Here is a 24,426-nt window from a genome sequence, read left to right as displayed (position 1 = left end):
TTTATTAATGTAAAACGTTTTTTTATTCAACTATAGGTGTTAATGTATCACCGTTCCATACTTCTCCCTTATTTAATGTCCAGCTATCATTATAGAGAGCGGAAGCGCCTTTGTTCACAGCCGGGCTCCATTCATCATTCCAGGCCAGATAATAAGTGGTTTTAGGGTATTTCTGTTTTATCGCACTCATAAACAAGCTGTAATCAAAGCTGCCGTTTGCAGTTTGCGGACCAACTTCCGTGAAAGCAAAGGGTTTATTAAGTGCTGTCAGCTGGTCGTATCCGCTTATCGAATATGGATCTTGAAAGTATGCATCTAACCCAACGATATCTACGTATGAAGCTCCCGGGTAAAAATCTGTTTTAAAATCTCGATTAGCGTCGGGGGAGTAAACCCATAATAAATGATCCAATCCTCTTTCGTCAGTCATATAATGATAGATTTTGATATAGAGCTGTTTATATAAGAGGATTCTTTCATCATCCTTTTGATTATATGACGTCAGCCCCCACCAAAACCACTCGCCGTTCATCTCATGCAGCGGCCTGAACAGAACGGGCACGCCTTGGTTTTCCAGCTGTTGTAGTCCGTCAGCAATTTTGCTGAGCATGGCGTTCAGCCGCTTCCCCTCTGTTGTTGTAGAGTCTAACAGTTTTTTATACTGATCGTTGGTAATCGGTGTTTTAAAATGTCCTGACTGATAAGCAGGATTTGCTAGATGCAGACTGATCTGCGGAATCCCTCCGCTTTTCCAGTACGATATTAAATCACTGTTGCAGCTCACGTCTATAGAATCTTCAATATTTGAGGTTTCAAGCCATCCCCTCGCGTAATCACAGCCGTAAATGGCAGGTGATTGTCCGGATGCGTTCCGGATTCTTTCTGCTTCTGCCATAGAGAATGTGTCATGACTGTAACCGCCAAACGCACCGGAAAGCACCCTGTTTTCAGAACGATTCGGAAGGTGGGCAAGCCAATTCATCACATCTTTTGTTGTCTGCTGTGCCTTAGGATTAACAGGTGACACAGTATGTGCTTGAATGGGTTCAGCCATCGCGGCAGAAGCCAGTAAAAATAGGATGATTAAACAGATGATAGGTTTCTTTAACACAGAAATTCCTCCGTTCTTATGAAGGATGGGCTATGATCAGCTCGCAAGTTCCTTCTATTGAAAACTCGCCAAAATGGGCAGGCAAAATAAAGTGTGAGCCTTTCTTGCATTCATACTGCACACCGTTGTTTTCTATTATCCCTGAGCCTTCGACAACACTGCCCAGCAAATAGGTTTGATGGGAAGGGAAAACCGGCTTGCCGCTGACGTTCCATTTGTAAACTGAGAAATAATCTGACTGAACATAAGACGTAATCACGGCATCTTTGATCTCTTTCACCGACGGTATTGGTTCAGAGTCCGTATGCGGTATGTTTACGACTTCCATCGCTTTTTCTATATGGAGATCCCTTTTTTGGCCATGGTCATTACAGCGCTCATAATCGTATACGCGATATGTGGTATCGGAATTTTGCTGAATTTCAAGGACGAGGGTGCCCTCACACAATGCATGCAGCGTGCCGCTTGGCACATAAAAGAAATCTCCGGGCTTTATGTTGATGCGCCTAAGCAGCCCGTTCCAGTCACCGCTTTCTATAAGCTGTTTGAATTCTTCCTTCGTGCCTGCATGATGTCCCAGAATCAGTTCTGCGCCTTCTTTGCAATCAATAATATACCAGCACTCTGTTTTTCCAAGGTCTCCGTTTTCGTGCACAATGGCATAATCATCATCAGGATGCACCTGTACGGAGAGGTCCATGTTGGCATCAAGTACTTTCACCAGTAACGGAAACACGCTTCTTTGCGGAAAGCCGAAAAACTCCGGGCATTCTTTCCACACTTGATCCAGTGTTTTTCCTGCCAACCGGCCATTTTGAATAGTCGATGATCCATTGGCATGGGCCGAAACAGCCCAGCATTCACCCGTTTTTTCTGAAGGGATGCTGTAGCCGAATCTATCACGAAGCGCTGTGCCGCCCCATATCCTTTCTTTAAAAATCGGCTCTAAAAATAAAGGATGCTTCATGATGGAACCTCCCCGGATGCTTCTTCTGCTTTTAATGCCTGATCGGCTAAAACAAACGTTCCGATGATTCCGGCATTTCTGCCTAAACGGGGAGATACAATATACTCATTTATACTTTCTGATAATTCGGAAAAATTAAAGTAGCTGTTCATTATTTTAGGTACATATTGATATATATAAGGGAACAGCTGGCTCTGATTCATGACGCCGCCGCCAAGAATCATTTTTTGGGGTGCCAGGATGAGGATATATTGTGCCAGAGCCTGCGCAATATAATATCCTTCAAGTTCCCAGACCTCATTTACATGTGATAAATCTGCCGCCTTGTTTCCCCATCGTGCTTCTAAAGCGGGACCGGAAGCCAGACCTTCGAAGCAATCCTTATGATAGGGGCACTTTCCTTGATACGTGTCATCCGGATGGCGGCGAATATAGATATGGCCCATTTCAGGATGTGACAATCCTTGCAGAAGCCGCCCTTCTATAACCGCGCCTGCACCAATGCCAGTTCCGATCGTGATATATAAGCAACTGTCGAGGTCTTTAGCTGCTCCGAAAAGAGATTCTCCGAGCGCCGCAGCGTTTACATCTGTGCTGAATCCGACAGGAATATTCATTTCTTCTTTTATTGTTTTCAAGAATGGATAGTGCCTCCAGCCTGGTTTAGGCGTGGCAGTAATGGTTCCATATGTTTTACTGTTTACATCTATATCAACGGGACCAAAGGAGCCGATGCCGATTGCCTGTAGCGAGAATTGGCGAAAATATTGAATCACTTTCTCTATCGTTTCATCCGGCATCGCTGTTGGTAGCTCCATTCTGTCAATGATCGTTCCATCTTCTGTTCCGACGGCACACACAAATTTTGTGCCGCCTGCTTCAATACCGCCAAGCATGCAGATGGCCTCCTTGTTATCTCCGCGATCAGCGCCTTACATTTACCGAAGTGACGACAAATTTGTCATGCCGATGACGTGAAAAGGAATATTCAAATGGAATTCCGTTATCTAAAAAGCCCACGTGCTCCACTTCAAGAATAGGATCATCCTGCTTGCAGCCCAGATGCTGCTGATCCATCTCATCAGATTTACAGGCTCTGATTTTCCGGTGTGTTCCGGCAATCTTTAGCTGAAGCCTGTTTGTGATGTGTTCATAAATAGAGTGGTGCAGCACCTCATCATTAATGCCGGCTATTAAGTGTGTCGGCATATATGTTTTTTCCAACACATATGGCTCGCCTTCCACAATCCGCAGCCGTACAACATAATAAACCGGCGTTTTTTGATCAATTGATAAATGGGCAGCCACTTCCTCAGTGGGAAATTGCACCTCGAACTGAATGACCTTGCTTTTGATTTTTTTGTCTTTTAACAAATTGGTCAGTCCGAGGATTTCATTGCTGACGACATGGACATGATCATCCTGTATCGCAGATTGAATGATAAAGGTTCCATGACCGCGTTTTCTGAATAACAGTCCTTCAGCAACTAAATTATCAAGAGCTCTTTTCATCGTCATGCGGCTTGAATTGAACTCTTTTGCAAGAGATATTTCATCGGGAATCGGCTGATCGATGGGATATACGTTATTTTTGATTCGTTTTCTCATTTCATTTGCAATGATTTCGTATTTATTCATTGGTATCCTCCGGCAGCTGTAAAAATTTTGATATCAAATAAGCTTCTTTACCGATATCATAAGTTCTTTTCCCTGTTTCATCAATGTTATGGCTATTTGTTGTCTCTATTAGAAATCTTGACCGCCGGAAGACCTTTTTGCTATAGCAACCTAAAAACCATTTTTCTCAGCAACCTCTTTGAACCATTTTCCGCTCTTTTTGACCGTTCTTTCTCCGTCTTTCTCCAGATTGACTGATACAAATCCGTATCGGTTTTTATAAGCATTTGTCCATGACCAATTGTCCATAAACGTCCATAAGTGATAGCCTTTTACGTTTGATCCTTCCTGTATAGCGCGATGAATCCATCTTAAGTGCTCTTTGATAAATTCAATTCGGTAGTCATCTTGAATCATGCCCTGTTCATCTCTGAAACGCTCTTCCCCTTCAACTCCCATGCCGTTTTCAGAAATAAAGCACTCGATATTCCCGTAATTTTCTTTTAGATTGATCAGGATATCATAAACGCCTTTTTCGTAAATCTCCCAGCCTCGGTGAGGATTCATTTTTCGGCCCGGCATGACGTAAGGATCGAAATACCTGTCAGGCAAAAATGGCGCATCCGGATTCGGCAGATGCTCTTTGGCTTTTACACGTCTCGGCTGATAATAATTCACACCTAATAAGTCAACCGTATGCTGTTTAATGATCTCAAGATCCTCTTTCTCGTATTCAGGCATAAAGCCTTCAGTTTTTAAAATGTGTATGAGTTCTTTTGGAAACTCGCCTTTTACAGAAGGGTCTAAAAAAGATCGGTTAAAGAACGCATCTGCTATTTCTCCCGCTTTTACATCCGCCGGGTGGCTGCTTCTCGGATAGGATGGCGTCAAATTTAAGATGATGCCGATTTTTCCATCCTGCCTCATCTCTCTGTAAGCCTGTATGGCGCGGGCGCTTGATAACATTGTGTGAAACCCGACTTGAACGGCTTCTTTAAAATCTACCTTGTTCGGATAATGAAAATCATATAAATATCCGCCTTCGACCGGCACGATCGGCTCGTTATGGGTGAACCATTTTTTCACGCGATCGCCAAACAAACGAAAGCACGTTCTCGCATAGTTTTCATAAGCGTCCACCGTTTCTCTGTTTGCCCAGCCGCCGATGTTTTGAAGTTCCATCGGCATATCGAAATGAAACAAATTGACAAAGGGTTCTATTCCATTAGCTATGAACTCATCAATGACGCTGTTATAAAAGTCCGCTGCTCTAGGGTTGATCTCGCCTGTTCCGCACGGTATTAAACGTGACCATGAAATCGACATACGGAACGAGTTGTGGCCAAGCTCCTTCATCAGCCTGATATCGTCTTTATAGTAGTCATAAAATTTCGATGTGGATGCAGGTCCTACATGATCAAAAAAGCGATGAGGCTCTTTTTCAAACCAGTAATCCCAAATATTCTTCCCTTTTCCGTCTCGATCGGCGGCACCCTCCGTTTGTGTCGCTGAAGCAGATGATCCCCACCAAAAATCTTTCGGAAAACGATACCGTTCTATTTGAGTCAAGTTCTCTCTCTCCTTATGTCACATTTTGATGCTGTTATCATTTTGCTGTGCTGTTTCCTGAACAGCCTGTTCCTTTTCTTTTGCCAAATGTAATTTATCCATCGCTTTCAGGAACGGGAACCATATCACAAAGACAATCATCAGATTGACAAGCTGCATCACGCCGCCCATGATTGAGTTTGTCGCCATGATGCCATTAATAAATAGCGGAACCGTCCATGGTACCGTGACACCTGTTGGAGGCGGAACAAGCCCTGCGGACATGGCCAGATAGGTGACGAGTGTGACAACCATCGGCGCCAAAACCCAAGGCACAAGGATGATCGGATTCATCACAATCGGCAGCCCGAAGATAATCGGTTCGTTTACGTTAAAAATCCCTGGAGCAAGGCCGAGCTTTGACACTTGCTTCATCTGCCTGCTTTTCATAAATATGAGAATCGTAAACACAATCGCCAGCGTCATCCCGGTTCCGCCCATTCCCACTGTATAAATCTCCATAAACGGTTTTGAGATGATGTGCGGCACTTCTTTCCCCGCTGTGTAGGCTGCCAGGTTTTCCACCTGCAGTGTATTCCAGATCGGATCCATCACAGAGTTGATAATGATTTGCCCATGCAATCCGAAAAACCATAGAATTTGAATAAAAAATACAGCAATCAGCGTCGGTATGATACCGCTTCCAAGTCCGACAAGCGGAGCCTGAATCGCATGATAAATGACATCATGCATATTGGTTTTGAAAAGCTGGGTGACCACAACGTTAATCAGCAAAAACACAGTCAATGTGATAAAAGCCGGGATAAGTGCGGCAAATGATTTTGCTACAGCCGGCGGAACCCCGGCAGGCATTTTGATCGTCAGGTTTTTTTGAACGATTCTTCTGTAGATTTCACCAGAAAGAAATGCCGTGATCATTCCCAGAAACATTCCTTTGGCACCGAGGCGGTCTACCGGAATGACGCCGGTTATGGCATCTCCTGTTTCCGGCTGAACAATAAAAGGCGTCAGCAGGAAAAAGGAAACCAAAGCGATCGCACCGCCAAACACAGCTTCGACCTGATAGCTTTTTGAGAGATAATAGCCTATACCGAACACGACGAAGACAGACATAATCCCCATGGTCGCCGTAGACGCAATGCCAAAATTGGACTGAAACGATGTGAGCATTGAAGCATTCATGATTTTATTTAAAAACGGCAGGTTCGTTAACACCACAAAAATGGACCCGAATATCGTAAGCGGGAAGGCCAGCATAAACGCATCGCGCAACACCTGCAAATAACGGTTATTATTTAACCTCCCTGCAATTGGAACAAGGAATTGGCTGATTTTCTCGAACACCCTATTCACCCCGATTTTTATAGATTCTTTGTTTTAAAGATGCCAAGCAGCTCTTTTACCAATTCTTTCATGGTCAATGTTGACATCAGGTGATCTTCCGCGTGCATAAGCAGCAATGAGAAATTGGCTGCCTCGCCGCTTGATTCTTTCTGTATCATTTGAAAGTGAATGTCATGGGCTGCAGATAGAGCATCCTCAGCTTGGGCAATAAGGGCATCTGCCTCCCCCCTGTTTCCTTCCTTGTAGGCGCGCAGTGATTGAATGATACAGCTGCGGGCATTGCCGCTGTGGAGAATAAGCTGAAAGCTGATTTGTTCGTCTGTTAAGTCGGCAATTTTTATGTGCTCCATCATTGTTGCCCCATTAATGACAAAGCCTGTTCATATGCTTTTTTGCCATCTGCCATTCCGTAAGCCATCATGTCAATGACCTCAACCCGAATGTTGTATTGGTCGGCTGCTTTTTGCAGTTCGCTTTTCAGAAAGCTCATTTGCGGGCCGATTAAAACCGCGTCTGCCTTTTGCATATCTTCTTTCGCTTTATCCTGGCCGACTGCCCAGATCTCCGCTTCCTCTCCAATGGATTGCGCGTATTCTTTCATTTTTGTCACCAGCAAACTGGTGGACATTCCCGAACTGCACGCAAGTAAAATTTTCTTCAATGGATGTCCCTCCCCTTTTATAAAACGCTTACAAAATTCATTATAGTCAATTAATTTTAAATGTCTATACTTTTATATAATAAATATATTCATATTATTTTTCGTTCAACTATTTATCAAATTTTTCTATGGAAGATTCGCTCACAATATGTTAAACTCATCCTCAGAAACTAAATCAAATAAATAGCTATTTTTACTTGTATAACCTCAATGATATGGATTGAGGGTGTCTACCAGGAACCGTAAAATCCTGATTACAAAAATTGTTTATCACTTTTTTTGTAATCAGGATTTTTTTATTTGTTAAAAAATTGAAGTAAAGGAGTTTGTTATGAATTTTAAAGTTTTTCTGCTTGCAGCTTCTACGATTGCAGTTGGATTGGTTGAGTTAATTGTGGGTGGGATTCTTCCTCAAATCGCAAATGATTTACACATTTCCATTGTTTCGGCCGGACAGCTGATCAGTGTGTTTGCGCTGGGATATGCTGTTTCAGGGCCGCTGCTTTTGGCATTGACCGCGAAGGTTGAACGGAAGCGTTTATATTTAATTGCGTTATTTGTTTTCTTTTTGAGTAACCTTGTCGCCTACTTCAGCCCTAATTTTGCGATGCTGATGGTATCAAGGGTATTGGCGGCGATGAGCACAGGGCTGATTGTTGTGCTTTCCTTGACGATTGCGCCGAAAATTGTGGCGCCTGAATACAGAGCCCGCGCAATTGGCATCATTTTTATGGGATTCAGTTCTGCCATCGCATTAGGTGTGCCGCTTGGCATATTGATCAGCAATTCCTTCGGATGGCGCATTTTGTTCCTTGGCATCGGACTTCTGGCGCTTATCTCTATGCTGATTATTTCGATCTTTTTTGAGAAGATACCGACGGAGAAAATGATTCCATTCCGGGATCAGATGAAAACAATCGCCAATGCTAAAATCGCCAGCTCGCACCTTGTGACGATGTTTACATTAGCGGGGCACTACACTTTATATGCTTATTTTGCCCCGTTTTTAGAGACGACTCTCCACCTAAGCTCTTTTTGGGTCAGCATTTGTTATTTCCTATTTGGAATATCTGCCGTGTGCGGAGGTCCTTTTGGAGGAGCGCTTTCTGACCGGCTCGGTTCCTTTAAGAGCATCTTGCTGGTGACCGGTTCCTTCGCCATCATTATGTTCTTATTGCCGCTGTCAACGTCGTCTATGATTTTCTTTTTGCCTGTTATGGTCATTTGGGGATTGCTGAGCTGGAGTCTGGCCCCCGCACAGCAAAGCTACTTAATTGAGATTGCACCGGACACGTCTGACATTCAGCAAAGCTTTAATACGTCTGCGTTACAAATCGGGATTGCCCTTGGTTCAGCCATTGGCGGTGTTGTATTGGATCAGACGGGGACTGTTGTGTCAACAGCTTGGTGTGGAGGATCGATTGTTGTGATCGCCGTTCTGTTTGCTTTATTTTCTTTAACAAGACCTGTTCATACCGTAAAAAAATCCTCCTTGTAAAGGGAGGATTTTTTTATTATTTAGCTGAAAGCTCGTCTTCAGTTACCCACTTATGATTTTTTACTTTTTCTCCGCTTGTTGTCGATGTATAGTCCACCATGTATACCGTTGTTTTTTCTGCAGAGTCGATTTCAGCAGTTGCTCCCTTCATGCCTTTCATGTGAGAGGCCTCTAAGAGTACCTGATCTCCGGGATTGAGGGGTTTATCTCCTGCATCTTTTATCTCTTCTTGGATCACCCATTTGTGATGATCAACTCGCTGCCCTCCGGTTGTCGGTGTGTAAGAAACAACATATGCCGTTGTATCGTATGCGCCTGTAACTGTTGCTTCGGCGCCCTTCATCCCTTTCATATGAGAAGCATTGATGATGACCTGGCTGCCTATTTTATATTTAGGATGTGTCGATTCCGTTAATCCCTCTGGAACTTCAGCAGATCCGGAATGATCCATTTCTTCGTGTGAGCCGGAGTCCGAATGACTGTCATGAGTGCTTTCTTTTTTGCTATCGCTATTGCCGCATGCTGATAAAACAAAAATAAGAGACAGCAGTAAAATTCCAAGTGCCTTTTTCGAAATCTTCATGTTCATTCTCCTTTGCTTCATTTTTTGGTGTGAACCTTCACATCTGCCTGTCATACATGATCTTTTCAATAATACGGTACCCCCGAAAGGTATGTAAATGCGCTAATATTCTCATAACATATGCTGCTGTTTGTCCTATTCCCCATGATCCGCAGAATAAAACGCGCTGGATAAAAGCCGCGGTTGCGCGGCTTCGGTTAGTTTTCGATTACTTTGACATACACACCTTTTTTGGCTTTCCGATAAGCGGCCTCTCCCATTTTTCTGATATGTTCAGATACTGATGAGGATGTGATCCATTCATTATGAAAGAAAATAGAAGGGTCGATGAGACGCATTTTCGTTTTTCGATGAAAATCATAATGAATGTCATCCTCTTTTACTAGTATGTGAGGATGTATTTTTTCAAGCAGTCTCAGTACTTCGTCATTTTCTGATGAATGCAGAATGCCTAGTACCTCTTGGTCTGTTTTCAGCAAATCTTCGGCGGCGATGACATTGTGCTTCAGCGCAGCCTTCAGCGTTTGCGCTAAGTATTCATACCCATATACATTCACCGGGTTCATAAAGAAATCAATCACTTCCTTGTAATACACTCGCACAAACCATTCAGCTGTTTCGATACCATCTGGAAACACCCTTCCGTTTCTCACAACGAGATGATCCAAAAAGATTTCAGCTTCGCGCAACGTGATCTGTCCATATTGATACATGTCACGCAGCGTGTAGTCGATGCGATCAGCACACAGCTCCGGTGCGGGCTGTTCGAGCAGTGTCCATCTTGTATCATTTAATAAAAGATCGTCAGCATCATAACCATGTTGTTTTAGAATTTCCGGGATCTCGGATTGGTCAATGACTTGTTGAAAAATGTTTTCATGATAATCTTCCGCTTCATTTTCAAATACAAAATCAATTACATGAGAAAATGCTGTGTGCGACACATCATGGAGAAGACCGGAGATCTGCTCTTCTATGGTTCCCCCCAGCCTTTTGATTAGAAGCATAACGCCAATGGAGTGCTCATACCGGGTCACATTCCACTTTGGATTGACTAAAAAGCTGGCGCCGCCTTGATAAACCCCTTTTAATCTTTGCACGGGTGCGCTTTTTATGAGTTCTTCCAGTACTCCGTCTAGTTGATGCCTGCCGTAAAGCACATCGTTTATTTCCATCCTGTCACCTCAACATCTATTCTCTTCTTCGGGTGCATTGCCGGTCACATGTTTTCCTTTAATATCCCCTCAGTAAGAAATATTACCTCTAGCAAACTCGATTTCTTTTTGAGTTCTATATCAAGGGATTGATTGACATCTTCTAGTCACATACATAATCACTAGCCGGTCAGATTTGCACATCATATTTACTTTCGGCACTGCCTTTTCATTTCCTTGTCATCTTGTAAATTCAATCTTTAAAAACGATTAATACTAGCTTAACACTTTAAAAATATAATGGGTTTGTCATTGAGGATCATATTTTTAGGAGGTTATTCAGTTGAAAAAATTCCCGAAGAAGCTGCTGCCTATTGCGGTGTTATCATCTATTGCGTTCAGCAGCCTAGTCAGCGGCAGCGTGCCTGAAGCCAGCGCCCAGGAAAAGAAAAAGGGGAATCAAAACGAAATTAAGAATGTCATCGTCTTGATCGGTGATGGGATGGGTGTGTCTTATACGTCCGCTCACCGTTACTTAAAGGATAATAAAAAGACAAAGGTTGTAGAGCCTACAGCTTTTGACCAATACCTTGTCGGACAGCAGACCACTTATCCTGAAGACCCTGAACAAAATGTAACGGATTCCGCTTCCGCCGCAACGGCTATGTCAGCTGGGATTAAAACATATAATAATGCAATTGCTGTGGATAATGACGGTTCAGAGGTCAAAACAGTTCTTGAAGCAGCAAAAGAAAAAGGAAAATCAACCGGGCTTGTCGCCACTTCAGAAATTACACACGCCACTCCGGCTTCTTTCGGCTCGCATGATCACAGCCGGAAAAATATGAATTCTATTGCAAACGACTATTTTGATGAAATGGTGAACGGCAAGCACAAAATTGATGTCCTTCTAGGCGGTGGAAAAAGCAATTTTGACCGCAAGGACCGTAATTTGGTAAAGGAATTCAAAAAAGCGGGATACAGCTATGTGGATAACCGCAAGGACATGCTGAAAAACAAGGATAGCCAAGTTCTCGGCCTATTCGCTGACGGCGGCCTGCCTAAAAAGATCGACCGCACGAAGGATATTCCTTCATTAAAAGACATGACAAACACAGCCCTCAAAAAATTAAGCAAGGACAAAGACGGTTTCTTCCTCATGGTTGAAGGAAGCCAGATTGACTGGGCCGGGCATGACAATGATATTGTCGGCGCCATGAGTGAGATGGAAGATTTCGAACAAGCCTACAAGGCGGCAATTGATTTCGCCAAAAAAGACAAGCATACTTTGGTTGTCGCAACGGCTGACCATTCAACCGGCGGATACTCCATCGGTGCGGACGGCATTTACAACTGGTTCAGTGAACCAATTAAAGCAGCAAAGCGCACACCTGACTTTATGGCAGAAAAAATCGCCGACGGCGCAGATGTTGAAAAAACTTTAAAAACGTATATTGACCAAAAGAAATTAGCTTTAACTGCATCTGAAATTCAATCTGTTGAAAACGCGGCAAAATCGAAGGAAGTCCTTGATATTGATAATGCGATTGAGGAGATTTTCAATAAACGCTCCCACACAGGATGGACAACAGGCGGACATACCGGCGAGGATGTTCCTGTCTATGCGTACGGACCGTCCAGTGAGAAGTTTTCCGGCCAAATCGATAATACCGAAATCGCCAAAAATGTTTTCGATGCTTTACAATACAACATTAAAATTAAAGATAAGTAAGAGAATACAAGGTGGCCCGTTGCTTGTATAAGGAACGGGCTCTCTTTTTAATGGAGGACTTATGATGAAAAAGACTCTATCGATCTTATTTTTTATCGTCATACTTGCGGGCTGTTCCTCAAACGCCAATTCAGAAAAACAAAATACAGCCGGAGAGCAAACAGCAAAAGCCACACCGCAAAGCACTTCGTCTCAAAAAGACAGTATAGATGAGTATCAGCCTAATGCACAGGTAACAGATGACCGGTCATTGCTGAAGGTCAATCAAACGTTTTCTGATGACAAAGGAGAAGCCATCTTAAAAGATATCAAACAAGTCAATCAAACTTATAAGATTGGAAACGTAGAGTTAACAATAAAAGAAATGAAGCTGATCCACTTACGTCCGGATTACAGCATGATTGATTATTTTCATGTATTAACACACGATGAAGAGTTTGATTTCGTTAAAGTTTTCGTTGATATCAAGAACACATCTTCCGAGAAAGTGAATTTTGCCCCGGTTGCATTGATGAAAACAAATACAGGAGAAACCTTTGATTGGAACAAAGATATTTACCTAGAAGAGTTGAATGGTGAATTAGAAGCCGGCGCCGAAAAATCCGGCAATCTCGGCTTTATTGTAAACGCAGCAAGTGGCCATGCTCACGATGAACCATCAGCTGATAAGAAGAAAAAAGAGATCAAGTGGATTGAAATCACAACAAGTGACGTTTTTGACCAAAACCATAAGAAAATCAGTGATTCTCAAAAGATCAAAATTGAATTTTAACGATTGCCTTCCAACACGGAAGGTTTTTTTATTGGTGAAGTTAAGCTGTCACCTTGTATGCCCATTTGATATCCAGTTATCACTAAAAAAGATAGAGTAAATCGAACTTCTTTTTCTTTCCTATAGTGATAAAAGTCGTTCAGTGAGCTATGAATTTCGTATTTGTCTCTTTTCCGCATACACCTGAGGTAAAAAGAAACTGGAGCGTTTGTATGGTCAACTTAAATCAGGTCAAAAAAGCACTGTTGAACGATTAAGTACTAGTAAGATCAATAGAGTACTTTTGTTTGTTCATGACACAGTGCTAATTGTTAATCTAATTTTTTAATTACAATTGAAGCGTTTACGTTAGTTTGTGTCCCTCCCGCCAAAGTCTGCAGAGTCACTGCGGCAGCGGACGTATGATTTCGAAGAGTGAGGACATCGCCGGCTGCTATGGCTATAATAGCCTGACCGTTGTTTTGCTGAGTACCTGCACCTGAACCGTAGACTGTATTCGTAATCGGTGCACCATTTAAAAATAATGTAAATTGGTTAGGCTCTACTCCCGAAACAGAAAAAGTGACCTCATAGTCTCCCGGAGTGGTAATTGCAATTTGAGAAGTCCCGGGGGCATGTGTAATTCCAGGGGTGGTTATCCCTGTTGAATCAAAAATGACATCAGCCTCTATAGCTACTGTTTGAGCACTAAAGTTATAAATATACCCGTATTCGGATAACCCAGCTGCTCCTGTGCCGGTAGCTCCTGTTGCTCCTGTGGCTCCCGTTGCTCCGGCTGGTCCGACGTCACCGGTTGCTCCTGTGGCTCCCGTTGCTCCGGCTGGTCCGGCGTCTCCTGTGGCTCCCGTCGCTCCGGTGGCTCCGGCTGGTCCGGCGTCCCCGGTTGCTCCTGTGGCTCCCGTTGCTCCGGCTGGTCCGACGTCCCCGGTGGCTCCGGTGGCTCCCGTCGCTCCTGTGGCTCCGGCTGGTCCGGCGTCCCCGGTTGCTCCTGTGGCTCCCGTTGCTCCGGCTGGTCCGGCGTCCCCGGTTGCTCCTGTGGCTCCCGTCGCTCCGGCTGGTCCTGCGTCCCCAGTTGCTCCTGTGGCTCCCGTGACTCCTGTTGCTCCGGACGGCCCTGGTGGTCCGGTGGCTCCCGTAGCTCCGGCCAGCCCTGGTGGTCCGGTGGCCCCCGTAGCTCCGGCCAGCCCTGGTGGTCCGGTGGCCCCCGTAGCTCCGGCCAGCCCTGGTGGTCCGGTGGCCCCCGTAGCTCCGGCCAGCCCTGGTGGTCCGGTGGCTCCCGTAGCTCCGGCCAGCCCTGGTGGTCCGGTGGCTCCCGTAGCTCCGGCCAGCCCTGGTGGTCCGGTGGCTCCGGCAGGCCCTGGTGCTCCTGTTGCTCCCGTAACTCCGGCCAGTCCTGGTGGTCCGGTGGCTCCCGTAGCTCCGGCCAGCCCTGGTGGTCCGGTGGCTCCCGTAACTCCGGGCAGCCCTGGTGGTCCTGGTGGTCCGGTGGCCCCCGTAGCTCCGGCCAGCCCTGGTGGTCCGGTGGCTCCCGTAACTCCAGGCAGCCCTGGTGGTCCTGGTGGTCCTGGTGGTCCGGTGGCTCCAATACTGCCTGGTATACCGCGTAATCCACGTGGTCCCTGCGGCCCTCTTGCTCCCCTTACACAACAGCAGCACATACATGTATGTTTAGGCTCAGGATTTTTTTTAGGGCCTACTCTACAACTGGGGCTTGAAGAGTTGGATCCACAGTAAGGGCATCTATGTGACGGTTTGCGAGACATATTTTCTATTCACATCCTTTTATAACTGTATTTTCCATACACTTATTCATAATATGAAAAATGACGTTGAGTGTGAATGAATACGAAAGTATTTCTCCTGCTGCCATCGCCCTCAGAAAATGAACCCTTACATCTATAATCCTCTTGACAAAACCGTTGATCCGCAAATTGACTTCGGTTATTTCCGTAGTGCCAGCAAGACCCTAAATGAAAAAAGAGTGAGAACATATAAATCTCACTTTTTTTCTTATTTTTGCTGTTTATTTTCTCTGATCTATAAATTGATCGATCTGCTCCATTACCTCTTCCATATTCATGCAACCCTGAAAGCTTTGATTGATTTTTTGAATCCCTTCCTTGTATCGGTCGTTATTCAACACTTCTTCCACTGCATGTTTTAAAGACTGCGCGGTTACATGGTCTTTAGATACTGTATAACCGGCTTGTAATTCAGTCAGCCGCTGGGCCACCATTGGCTGGTCCTTATCGTGCGGCATTACAACTAAAGGAACGTTAAAGTGAATGCCTTCATTTACACTGTTCATTCCTCCGTGAGTGATGAAAACATCTGACTGTTCCAGCACTTCCAATTGAGGCACATATGAAGCAATGATAAAGTTTTCCGGCGCTTGCTTTAATCTTGTCAGATCAGCTTTTTCTCCCGCAGCTATCACGACCTTGCCCCTGACATCAGAAAAAGCATCTATACATAAGTTGAAAAACTCCTCAGTTTCGTCTAATACCGTCCCCATTGAAATATAGATAACTTTCTCACCTTTCAATTTCTCAATCGGGAAATCAGTTTTTTCCGCTCTCTTTGGAAAGCTTGGACCGATAAATAGAAACTCATTGCCGAAACAATGGCTTTCCGGCTGAAAATATCGGCTTGTGTACACTACATTTAGGCCACCTTTATTATTCATGAATTGAACCATATTTTCAGGTGATACACCGTAATTTTGTTTCATCTCTAATAATAGATCTTCACACTCTTTATCCAATTGTAAAGGCACTTCTGAATCCGGATGCAGAGGCAATATCTTCAAATGCTCTTCATCGAATAAAAAGGAAGCAGATGAAGAGATGCCCGGGATGTTGAGATAATCTCTGACCAGCTCTCCCGCACCGAATTTATCATAATAAACAAAATCAAACTGAATGCTTTTTGACAGTTCTTTCACGATATTTAATATGGCCAGAGATGTCTTTATATGAATTTTTAAGAAGGAGAGAATACCGTCAGGGGAACCTGTACGAACGGGAACTGTCCTCAGCAAATCCTGATGAAGGTGGACAGTCGCTCCTACCGCTTCTAATCTTTCTTTATACCTTTCAGTGGAGATATAGTGGACATCATATCCCCGATCGGCAAAGGCTTTCGTAATGCCTAATGTAGGATTTACGTGGCCTTCTGCAGGAAAATTTAGGATCAATACTTTTTTCATTCTGACAACTTCCTCTCACTCGTATTCCGTAAGCTTTCATAAGACGATATGCAATTTGTGCCTGATTAGACTGATGATAGTTATCACTATCGATCATAATTGGGGAGACCGACGCCATGCAAGTGACAAATGCACGAATTATTCTGCCACTTTAGGCTGATGCGGTTTTATGGCTACGATTAAGGATATCGCCAGCGTCAGTGAACTGACAATCTATCTGGAACTCAGAGCTGCACGAAGCAGCTTAAAACATCACTAAAAAGACACCGTGTTCGGTGCCCTTACACTTTTCTGATCGTAAAAAATTTACGCAGAAGCCACGGTGCTGGTGTGAATCCGAGTGTTAACTGCCAGGCGCCAATGGCTTGTAGTCCATATTCTCGGACGATCAGCATCTTTTGGCTCATGCTCCTGACATCTTCAAACCATACTTCATGCGTCCGTCCCTGCTCATCTCTGTAGCGAAAAAATGGCGATTGATATTCGTTTGAATATTGAATGGGTGCTTGGTACCTCATCGCTGTTTCAATTGATTTTTGATTTGAAATAGCTGAAGCCACTGTTCCCGGCTGGTAAGGGATGATCCAATTGTAGCCGTAGAGCGGGACACCGATGATGATTTTTCTCCGAGGCACCTGAGCAATCGCAAATTCAATTGTTCTTCTTATTTCAGTAATCGGCGCAACAGGCCCCGGCTCGCTACCCGCATGATGCCAGTCATACGCCATGATAAACATATAACTGACGACCGCTCCAATCCCTCCGTAATCATAGCCCCTCAGCCATGAAATATCATCACTTGTTTTTGCCGGAACAGCTATGGTCAGCACATAGCCACCCGGCTGCAGACGATCTCTGAGCTGACGCAAAAATCCTGTGAACAGATCCCGATCTGCGGCGCTCACTTTTTCAAAATCGATCATTACGCCGCCATATCCCCTTGTGGATACCAAGTTATAAATATTGTTAACCAGATTGGTTCTCGCAGTTGGATTGTTTAACACTTGGCGTACGAGTTCCGTGCTGAAGCCTGCTGAAGTTAAATTTGTTATTGTTGCAAGCGGCGTCACTCGTCTTCTCCATGTGGTTTCAATAGCGGCTGCGTCATTCAATTGGTTTGCAATGTCGCCATTAGGCGCAATATGGTATTCGAAAATGGAAATCGAAGACGAATACGGTGCGTAATCATTGATTAAATCGCGATCAAGATCCGGATTACGGAGCACGTAAAAGCTTAACGTTCCCGCAATATAGTTTGAGATATTAGGAATCGTTAGTCTCATTCCTGCTTGCAAGGCATTTGGGTTTATAGCGGGATTTGCGGCTCTTAGCCGTTCTGCTGGAACAAACGCTTTTGCCGCAATAGCTGCGAGCGTGTCGCCCGGCTGTACTGTATATACATAAAGAGGGATAAGCAGAGCCTGCCCCGGCACAATATTCGTTTCTTCTAACCCATTCACACCCCGTATTTGATCAACAGAAGCACCGTATCTTCTGCCTATGGAAAACAAAGAATCACCCGGCCGGACGATATGGATAAACATGTCTAACCCCCATTATTCGTTAGTCAATCATCATAGAATCTTATTAATGGGCTTCCTTATATATGATTTGCGATTTATTAAGTGGATGAGAGCAATAAAAAATACCAAGGACTCTTCCTTGGTATCCGTACATGTCATTTAATTTTCTTTTCCTTCTTCAAGCACACGCTTCAAATGTTCTGAGTCATGATTGAAATGAGCCATCATATATTCTTTGGCTGCTTCTTTGTTTCTCTTTTTGACTTCTTCAAATATGCTGCGGTGTTCACGCAGGATCGTTTCAGGGCGGTTGTCCCCTTTATAATTAAGGATTCTGCAAAAGTGAATCAGATCATTTACATGCTCAAGCAAATTTTTCAAATATCTGTTATGGCTAAAATCGACAAGCAGCTGATGAAACTTTTGGTTTAAGCTGGTCATTTCAGTTTCTTCCGCTCCGTTACGAATCGCGTTTTCTGTTTCTTCAAGCTGTGTTTCAAGCGTTTGAAGCTCTTCGTCATTCGCTTTGTCTATTACCAATTCGACAGCAAGCAGCTCGAGAGGAATTCTGATTTTATAAATTTCATCTACATCTTTAGCTGTTAAAGAAGCGATTGAAAATCCATTCCGGTCATCTGCCCGTAACAAGCCGTCTTTCTCAAGCAGCCGCATAGCTTCCCGTATCGGAGAGCGGCTGACGCCGAAACTTTTAGCCAGCTGTGTTTCATTGATCCGTTCCCCCGGCTTAAAAGTTCCGTTAAAAATCATTTTTTTCAGCTGGAAATAAAATTGCAGGTAATAAGGAGTCGGCTTGTCTAATTTAAAATCATCCATATACATAATACCTCTTTTGAATAGATTCAGGGGTCTGTTCTTCATCAAAATCATATAACAGATAATAAAGGGAAGCAACAAACTGCCTTGTCAAATCCCAAAATTTGCGGTACGATATTTTTGCTAAACGACGGTCGACGGACTACTGTCAACCAATGAGATGATCCTCTCATGTGTTACCGAACAGTTCGCCTCAGCTACAAGCACTAGATCATTACATTTACAGCTCAGTATACAATGGAGGAAAAGCTATGCTCATTATTCTTGTTATGTTTCTTCTTGGAATCATTTTAGGCTTTATTGGTGCTGGGGGAGCCGGCTTTGTTATCGCTCTTTTAACCCTTGTTTTTCATATTCCGATTCATACGGCTTTAGGCACTTCCCTCGCCGGTATGGCTTTCACCAGCTTATCGGGGGCGTACAGCCATTACAGGGAAGGCAACATTCAAGTGAAAATCGGTTTAACGGTCGGATGCTTCGCTGCCGTTGGATCATTTTTCGGGGCAAAGCTGACATCTTTTATTCCGGCCGATTTGCTTCATTATTTGACAGCGGGAATGTTATTTTTATCAGCGATTCTTATTCTAATCAGGTTATTTATCTTAAAAGAAAAATCTCAAGTGAATCAAAGCAATGTATCAATGTATACAAAAGCCGTGATTTTAGGAATCGTATCAGGCATACTTTCCGGCACATTCGGCATCGGTTCTGCTCCTTTTATCCAGATTGGTTTAATGATTATGCTGAACCTGTCCATCCGTCATTCTGTCGGAACGACGATGCTTGTCATTATCCCTCTTGCTGTAGGCGGAGGCATAGGGTATATCTCGGAAGGATTTGTTGATTACGTATTGCTGATCAAAGTCTTGATCGGAACCATGTGCGGTGCGTATGTTGGCGCGAAATTCACCAATCTCATGCCAAAGGCCGTCTTGAAATCAGCAATCTTTTTGACTCCGGCCATCGCCGGCCTGCTTTTGCTATTTTAATGAGATCAAAAAAAACCTGACATGCCGTCAGGTTTTTTTGATTAATTTTGCTTCACGCTCTCCTTTGTTAATCTAAAAAAGGCGAGCGAACCGATAACTGCTGTAACAAACATGATCGCTCCCATCGGAACAGCTGTCGTCTCATCAATGCCCACAAGCGGCGAAACGATGGAGCCAAGGAGCAGCGGGAGCATTCCCAGCAGCGCACTTGCACTTCCGGCGCGGTGCCCCTGTTTTTCCATGGCCAGCGTAAATGTGCTCGTCAGAACCATGCCGATCGTAATCATATAGACAAAAATAGAGATAACCAATGCAGCGAGAGGGCCGTGAATCATCGTCATCGTTAATAGCACGGCAGTCGCAATCATAGCTGTAATGACCGCCATGCGGAGCAGGCTTTTTTCATGAATGATTCCGCCAAAGCGCCCGATCATAAAACTTCCCGTAATAATCGCCAAGCCGTTTATGCCGAATAAAATACTAAACACCTGCGGCGACACCCCATAAATATCCTGGTACACAAAAGGCGTACCGGATACATAAGCAAAGCTTCCTCCGTGAATAAATCCGACAGTTAACGCGTAGCCCATAAAAGAACGATCCTTCAGCAGGCTCCCCATCGTTCTGACAGATGTTCCGATTGAGCTTGGAATCCGCTTTTCCGGCGGCAATGTTTCTTTTAACTTCAGCGCAATAATCAGTACAAGTACAAATCCGATGATCGTTAAAAAGTGAAAAATCGTATGCCACGTTGCAAACGGCAGCAATAAAAGAGCACCGCCTGTCATTGGCGCAATCATTGGCGCGACTGCAGTAATCACCATTAACAGTGAGAAAAATTTAGAAAGCTCTCTCCCTGTAAACACATCCCGCACGATTGCCCGAGACAGCACAAGTCCCGCAGAGGCAGTAATCCCCTGTAAAAAACGGGCTGCCACCAGTGTTGTAATGTTTGGTGAAAGCGCACAGAACAGAGAAGATAACGCAAATAAGAAAATACAGATTAATAGCGGTTTCCGTCTTCCCTGCGCATCACTGACCGGCCCGACAATTACTTGGCCTATGGTAAGCCCGATCAGGCAGGCTGTTAAACTTAACTGTACAAGCGAGGCACTGGCCGATAAATCATCGGCAATGTCAGGAAAACTAGGCAAATACATATCTATATTAAGTGGGCCCAATATAGCAAGCATGCCGAGCAGAAACGCCAATGCCAAACGCTCTTTTCCAGTTGGATTTTGCAGCATTCTATCAAAACCTTCCCTTTAATCTAGTATTTATTTTCAATAGATGTCACTCCAACAATTGATTGAAGCTGTAAAACATTTGTATATTGTACCATAACTTTCAGCCAGTGAAAGCCGCTTAAAGATTGAATCATAGACACAAAAAATACCAGGGTCTACTTCCCCCTGATATCGTGGTTTTAATGTAAATGTAAACAGCTGTTTTATACCCATAAGCGCAAGCCGGCCATAAGAACAACACCGCTGATAACTGTCATAGATAAACTTTTTGTTTTCAATGCAATCAATAGAGTAGGAACCAATACAACAGTGACCTGCCAATTCAATGTAAGAGAATCATTGGATTGAATCATGCAATCCTTCACAACAAGTGCCGTCAATATACAAACCGGCACATAGGAGAGCCATTTCAGCACAGGCACCGGCAAGGAAATATTCCGGACAACTAAAAATGGAACCACGCGGGGAATCATTGTGACCAGCGCGCAGCCGATAATCACCATCAGGATGTATGCATTTATGCTCATTTATCTGTCACCACCCCGATTGTCGCTACGATGATCGTTGACATGATGACAGCGAGATGAGACGGCATAATGAAAGAGAAAATAATCATCGCAATCACCATATAAATGATGAGAGATACATAGTGTTTAACCTTTGCAGGCACAACATGTTCCATCTGCAAAATCAGCAATGCTAAAAACATGGCCGTCACCGCAAAGTCGAGTCCGAACATTTCCGGATCGGTAATCCATTTACCAAAGACTGCACCTGCCACACAAGAAAGCACCCAGCACGCATATGCAGTGAGATTTAAACCGAACATCCATCGATCACTAATCGGTTCTTTTTTTACAATCTTATTTGAAGCAACACCAAAGGACTCATCTGTCACCATCATGCCGATCCCCACATTTTTCACTAGCGAATACTTTGAAAAATGAGGAGCAAGCGCAGCACTTAATAGAAAATTTCGTAAATTCACAATAAATGTTGTCAGGATAATAGCGGACATCGGACTGTTTGCTGCTAACAAAGCACAGATAATGAACTGGGCGCCGCCTGCAAAAACCAAACCTGACAACAGTGTAATTTCAAGGACACTTAAATGCGAGGCAATCCCCACGATACCGGCAGCCAAACCTATACTGATATAGCCGATTAGCGTCGGGACACAATCTTTAAACCCTTGTATGAACGATGGCTCGCATGTTTGGGCATGGGTTAGTTCCTTCTCTGATATCATTCTGTTCCTCCCCCCTCGTCTAACATATTATACACATATACGTTATAGCTTACAACAGTATGTAAGAGCTGATTTTAATATGCTATAATAAAGCGAATATGACGTAAGGAGATACATGTATGGATGATATCCAAGCCATTATCGCAAAGAATCTTGCCAAACTCAGAAAAAGCAGAAACCTGACTCTTGATCAAGTTTCTGAGTTAACAGGCGTCAGCAAAGCGATGCTCGGACAAATTGAGAAAAAAAAATCGACCCCGACTGTCACCACTCTCTGGAAGATCGCAAATGGGCTGCAAGTATCTTTTTCTGTTTTTCTGAAAGAAGACAAGCCGAAAGTAAGAAAAATTAATCTCAAAGATATTGAACCTGTTACAGATAATGAAGAAAACTACATCGTTTACCCCTTTTTTCCCTACAATCCTGAAACAAAGTTTGAAATTTATGTTGTCGATCTGAAACCGGGGTGCATACATGAAGCAAAAACACATTTAGGAGAAGAATACATTTTAATTAAAGAGGGCGAGTTAACCGTCAATCTGCAGAACCAGAAGCATACGCTTGTTTCCGGAGACGCCTTGCAGTTTACGGGATCCACACCGCACAGCTACATCAATTCATCACAGGAAACGGCCAGCTTTTTTCTGCTGATGTTTTATCCTGAGCCGCAAGGATAACAAGAACCTCCCAACTTATATGTTGGGAGGTTTTTCAAATGTGCAAAAGGCTTGCAAATTGAAATCAATCGTTGTATATTAATTGATGTGTCAATCATTGATATATCAATTATTTTTTTTGACAAGAAAGAAGGGATGGGTTTTGGCATCATTTTGTTCTGAGGAAGCCGAGATTTTATATCAACTGCAAGGCGTGAACAAAGTGATTGGCGTGAAGTTCGAGGCATGCACGGGCATCAGCCAATCTCGTTTGGAATTGCTGACATTGCTTTATCATGCGGATGAGATTAGTCAAAGCGACCTTCAAAAGAAAGTCAATATCGATAGCGCGGCCGTCACAAGACACCTAAAACAGCTTGAAGCCAAAGGCATGGTATTAAGACGGCGCAAGCCCGAAGACAATCGGATTACCCTTGTGCGGTTAACAGATCAAGGAAGAAAACGAATCGAGTCTTCTAAGAAAGAAAAGGAGCGTTTCATGAAAGAAATGCTCGCAAATGTAAGTGCTGAAGAGCGCCGCGTGCTTATTGATGTGCTTGGGCGCATGCGAAACAACATAGATAATATCGAAGCTTAGAAGGAGTGTATCAACATGATTAAAACAAACGATTTTATGGAGATTATGAAAGGACGCCGTTCCATTCGCAATTATGATCCGACAGTAAAAATCAGCAAAGAAGAAATGACAGAAATCCTAGAGGAAGCTACAACTGCACCATCCTCTGTCAACGCGCAGCCATGGCGTTTTCTCGTCATCGACAGCCCGGAAGGAAAAGAGAAGCTCGCGCCGCTAGCAAGCTTTAACCAAACACAGGTCACAACTTCATCTGCTGTCATCGCTGTTTTTGCAGACATGAACAATGCAGACTATTTAGAAGACATTTATTCAAAAGCCGTTGAGCTCGGTTACATGCCGCAGGAGGTAAAAGACAGACAAATCGCTGCCCTGACTGCTCATTTTGAAAAGCTTCCTGCACAGGTAAACCGTGAAACGATCCTGATTGACGGCGGCCTTGTTTCTATGCAGCTTATGCTGACTGCACGCGCGCACGGCTATGACACAAACCCGATCGGCGGCTACGATAAAGAAAACATCGCAGAAGCCTTCGGATTAGACAAAGAGCGTTATGTGCCTGTTATGCTTCTTTCTATCGGAAAAGCTGCGGACGAAGGATACGCTTCCTACCGTCTGCCGGTTGATACCATTGCAGAATGGAAATAATACAAAGCTCCCAAGAATGACTCTTGGGAGCTTTTTCATTTTAGATAAATCCGCCATGCACACGGATCGTCTGGCCTGTGATCCATTGGGATTTTTCGCTCACCAAAAAGTCAATCACATTTGCGATATCCTCCGGTTCGCCAATGCAGTCGACTTGTTCACTCCTTCTAGCTGCTGCTCGGTTTTGCCTGCATGAAACAGCCCGGTGTTCTCTGGCCCTTGTGCAACCGCATTAATGGTGATTTGTTTCCGGCTAATTCTTTGGCTAGCTGACGGGCGAATTGCTCAACCGCACCTTTTGTTCCCGCATATACGCTGTACGCAGGAGACATTTGCCTGACAACAATGCAGAAAAGTTGAGGCTTTCCCCCCTTCCCCTCCATGTATTTCATCGCTTGCTGACAGACGAAAAACGGCCTCTTCCATCTACAAAAAAGAGTGATGAACAAATGAATTGTCACCACTCTTT

At 44.0% G+C, this 24,426-nt stretch carries 24 protein-coding genes, 1 pseudogene and 1 riboswitch; of the genes and pseudogenes, 7 read left to right on the top strand and 18 right to left on the bottom strand.

Features of this window, described 5'->3' with window-relative positions; translation table 11 throughout:
- Nucleotides 1–22 precede the first annotated feature (22 nt).
- From HC660_RS03295 to HC660_RS03260, 8 genes are all read right to left on the bottom strand, one after another.
- Entirely contained in the window at nucleotides 23–1,111 is a 1,089-nt protein-coding gene (locus tag HC660_RS03295) for a mannan endo-1,4-beta-mannosidase (RefSeq protein ID WP_168747073.1), read from the bottom strand.
- Between the two features lie 16 nt (nucleotides 1,112–1,127).
- Nucleotides 1,128–2,078 carry a mannose-6-phosphate isomerase, class I gene (manA, locus tag HC660_RS03290; protein WP_168747072.1) on the bottom strand — a complete coding sequence of 317 codons (951 nt, stop codon included), beginning with the start codon at nucleotides 2,076–2,078 and terminating at the stop codon, nucleotides 1,128–1,130.
- Nucleotides 2,075–2,974 (bottom strand): ROK family protein, encoded by a 900-nt coding sequence (locus tag HC660_RS03285; protein WP_168747071.1) that lies wholly within the window; start codon nucleotides 2,972–2,974, stop codon nucleotides 2,075–2,077. The genes manA and HC660_RS03285 overlap by 4 nt, the downstream gene beginning before the upstream one ends.
- 28 nt (nucleotides 2,975–3,002) lie before the next feature.
- Entirely contained in the window at nucleotides 3,003–3,716 is a 714-nt protein-coding gene (gene gmuR, locus HC660_RS03280) for a transcriptional regulator GmuR (RefSeq protein WP_168747070.1), read from the bottom strand.
- 150 nt (nucleotides 3,717–3,866) lie between these two features.
- Nucleotides 3,867–5,264 (bottom strand): glycoside hydrolase family 1 protein, encoded by a 1,398-nt coding sequence (locus tag HC660_RS03275; RefSeq protein WP_168747069.1) that lies wholly within the window; start codon nucleotides 5,262–5,264, stop codon nucleotides 3,867–3,869.
- An 18-nt stretch (nucleotides 5,265–5,282) separates the two neighbouring features.
- Nucleotides 5,283–6,608, bottom strand: coding sequence for a PTS cellobiose transporter subunit IIC (gene celB / locus HC660_RS03270; protein WP_168747068.1), 1,326 nt, complete (start codon nucleotides 6,606–6,608; stop codon nucleotides 5,283–5,285).
- Nucleotides 6,609–6,625: 17 nt separating this feature from the next.
- Nucleotides 6,626–6,958 carry a PTS sugar transporter subunit IIA gene (locus tag HC660_RS03265; protein ID WP_010333194.1) on the bottom strand — a complete coding sequence of 111 codons (333 nt, stop codon included), beginning with the start codon at nucleotides 6,956–6,958 and terminating at the stop codon, nucleotides 6,626–6,628.
- Entirely contained in the window at nucleotides 6,958–7,269 is a 312-nt protein-coding gene (locus HC660_RS03260; RefSeq protein ID WP_168747067.1) for a PTS sugar transporter subunit IIB, read from the bottom strand. The genes HC660_RS03265 and HC660_RS03260 overlap by 1 nt, the downstream gene beginning before the upstream one ends.
- Before the next feature lie 177 nt (nucleotides 7,270–7,446).
- A riboswitch (purine riboswitch) is annotated at nucleotides 7,447–7,546 on the top strand.
- Between the two features lie 54 nt (nucleotides 7,547–7,600).
- Between HC660_RS03260 and pbuE the strand changes: the two genes are divergently transcribed.
- The gene (pbuE, locus tag HC660_RS03255) at nucleotides 7,601–8,767 is read left to right on the top strand and encodes a purine transporter PbuE (protein ID WP_168747066.1); all 1,167 of its coding nucleotides are present in this window, start codon (nucleotides 7,601–7,603) and stop codon (nucleotides 8,765–8,767) included.
- A gap of 16 nt (nucleotides 8,768–8,783) precedes the next feature.
- Here the strand turns inward: pbuE and HC660_RS03250 are convergent, their stop codons facing one another.
- A complete protein-coding gene (locus tag HC660_RS03250; protein ID WP_168749393.1) occupies nucleotides 8,784–9,404 on the bottom strand; it encodes a YdhK family protein in 621 nt (206 codons plus the stop codon).
- 143 nt (nucleotides 9,405–9,547) lie between these two features.
- Complete coding sequence (locus tag HC660_RS03245) at nucleotides 9,548–10,525, bottom strand: HD domain-containing protein (RefSeq protein WP_168747065.1); 978 nt, start codon at nucleotides 10,523–10,525, stop codon at nucleotides 9,548–9,550.
- A 322-nt stretch (nucleotides 10,526–10,847) separates the two neighbouring features.
- Here HC660_RS03245 and phoB point away from each other — a divergent pair, with 322 nt between their 5' ends.
- Together phoB and HC660_RS03235 are read left to right on the top strand one after the other, a co-directional pair.
- Nucleotides 10,848–12,236 (top strand): alkaline phosphatase family protein, encoded by a 1,389-nt coding sequence (phoB, locus tag HC660_RS03240; protein WP_168747064.1) that lies wholly within the window; start codon nucleotides 10,848–10,850, stop codon nucleotides 12,234–12,236.
- Between the two features lie 64 nt (nucleotides 12,237–12,300).
- Nucleotides 12,301–13,008: a DUF4352 domain-containing protein gene (locus tag HC660_RS03235; protein ID WP_168747063.1), complete on the top strand. Its 708-nt coding sequence runs from the start codon at nucleotides 12,301–12,303 to the stop codon at nucleotides 13,006–13,008.
- Between the two features lie 311 nt (nucleotides 13,009–13,319).
- On the opposite strand, the gene HC660_RS03230 is transcribed toward HC660_RS03235, so the two are convergent.
- The 4 genes from HC660_RS03230 to HC660_RS03215 all read right to left on the bottom strand — a co-directional run bounded on the left by HC660_RS03230 (nucleotide 13,320) and on the right by HC660_RS03215 (nucleotide 18,573).
- A complete protein-coding gene (locus HC660_RS03230; RefSeq protein WP_168747062.1) occupies nucleotides 13,320–14,666 on the bottom strand; it encodes a collagen-like protein in 1,347 nt (448 codons plus the stop codon).
- A gap of 365 nt (nucleotides 14,667–15,031) precedes the next feature.
- Complete coding sequence (locus HC660_RS03225; protein WP_168747061.1) at nucleotides 15,032–16,216, bottom strand: macrolide family glycosyltransferase; 1,185 nt, start codon at nucleotides 16,214–16,216, stop codon at nucleotides 15,032–15,034.
- Nucleotides 16,217–16,497: 281 nt separating this feature from the next.
- A complete protein-coding gene (locus HC660_RS03220) occupies nucleotides 16,498–17,760 on the bottom strand; it encodes a glycoside hydrolase family 18 protein (protein ID WP_168747060.1) in 1,263 nt (420 codons plus the stop codon).
- Between the two features lie 138 nt (nucleotides 17,761–17,898).
- Complete coding sequence (locus HC660_RS03215; protein WP_168747059.1) at nucleotides 17,899–18,573, bottom strand: GntR family transcriptional regulator; 675 nt, start codon at nucleotides 18,571–18,573, stop codon at nucleotides 17,899–17,901.
- A 251-nt stretch (nucleotides 18,574–18,824) separates the two neighbouring features.
- On the opposite strand from HC660_RS03215, the gene HC660_RS03210 reads away from it, so the two are divergent.
- A complete protein-coding gene (locus HC660_RS03210) occupies nucleotides 18,825–19,562 on the top strand; it encodes a sulfite exporter TauE/SafE family protein (RefSeq protein ID WP_168747058.1) in 738 nt (245 codons plus the stop codon).
- A 41-nt stretch (nucleotides 19,563–19,603) separates the two neighbouring features.
- Here HC660_RS03210 and HC660_RS03205 read toward each other — a convergent pair whose 3' ends face one another.
- The 3 genes from HC660_RS03205 to HC660_RS03195 form a co-directional block, all read right to left on the bottom strand.
- The gene (locus tag HC660_RS03205; protein ID WP_010333181.1) at nucleotides 19,604–20,809 is read right to left on the bottom strand and encodes a Bcr/CflA family efflux MFS transporter; all 1,206 of its coding nucleotides are present in this window, start codon (nucleotides 20,807–20,809) and stop codon (nucleotides 19,604–19,606) included.
- 203 nt (nucleotides 20,810–21,012) lie between these two features.
- Entirely contained in the window at nucleotides 21,013–21,336 is a 324-nt protein-coding gene (locus tag HC660_RS03200; RefSeq protein ID WP_168747057.1) for an AzlD domain-containing protein, read from the bottom strand.
- On the bottom strand, nucleotides 21,333–22,058 hold the full coding sequence (locus HC660_RS03195; protein WP_168747056.1) for an AzlC family ABC transporter permease: 726 nt from the start codon (nucleotides 22,056–22,058) through the stop codon (nucleotides 21,333–21,335). Before HC660_RS03195 ends, HC660_RS03200 begins: the two co-directional genes overlap by 4 nt.
- A gap of 119 nt (nucleotides 22,059–22,177) precedes the next feature.
- On the opposite strand from HC660_RS03195, the gene HC660_RS03190 reads away from it, so the two are divergent.
- From HC660_RS03190 to HC660_RS03180, 3 genes are all read left to right on the top strand, one after another.
- On the top strand, nucleotides 22,178–22,735 hold the full coding sequence (locus HC660_RS03190; protein ID WP_168747055.1) for a helix-turn-helix domain-containing protein: 558 nt from the start codon (nucleotides 22,178–22,180) through the stop codon (nucleotides 22,733–22,735).
- Between the two features lie 82 nt (nucleotides 22,736–22,817).
- Nucleotides 22,818–23,312, top strand: coding sequence for a MarR family transcriptional regulator (locus HC660_RS03185; protein WP_168747054.1), 495 nt, complete (start codon nucleotides 22,818–22,820; stop codon nucleotides 23,310–23,312).
- Between the two features lie 15 nt (nucleotides 23,313–23,327).
- The gene (locus HC660_RS03180; protein WP_010333176.1) at nucleotides 23,328–23,957 is read left to right on the top strand and encodes a nitroreductase family protein; all 630 of its coding nucleotides are present in this window, start codon (nucleotides 23,328–23,330) and stop codon (nucleotides 23,955–23,957) included.
- Nucleotides 23,958–23,997: 40 nt separating this feature from the next.
- Here the strand turns inward: HC660_RS03180 and HC660_RS03175 are convergent.
- A pseudogene (locus tag HC660_RS03175) lies at nucleotides 23,998–24,379 on the bottom strand (SDR family oxidoreductase); the annotation flags it as partial.
- Between the last annotated feature and the right edge of the window lie 47 nt (nucleotides 24,380–24,426).

It is taken from the genome of Bacillus mojavensis (assembly GCF_012648005.1).
Taxonomy (GTDB): Bacteria; Bacillota; Bacilli; order Bacillales; family Bacillaceae; genus Bacillus; species Bacillus mojavensis.
The sequence above is the reverse complement of the archived record's forward strand: the minus strand, read 5'-3'. Positions and strand labels throughout refer to the sequence as shown.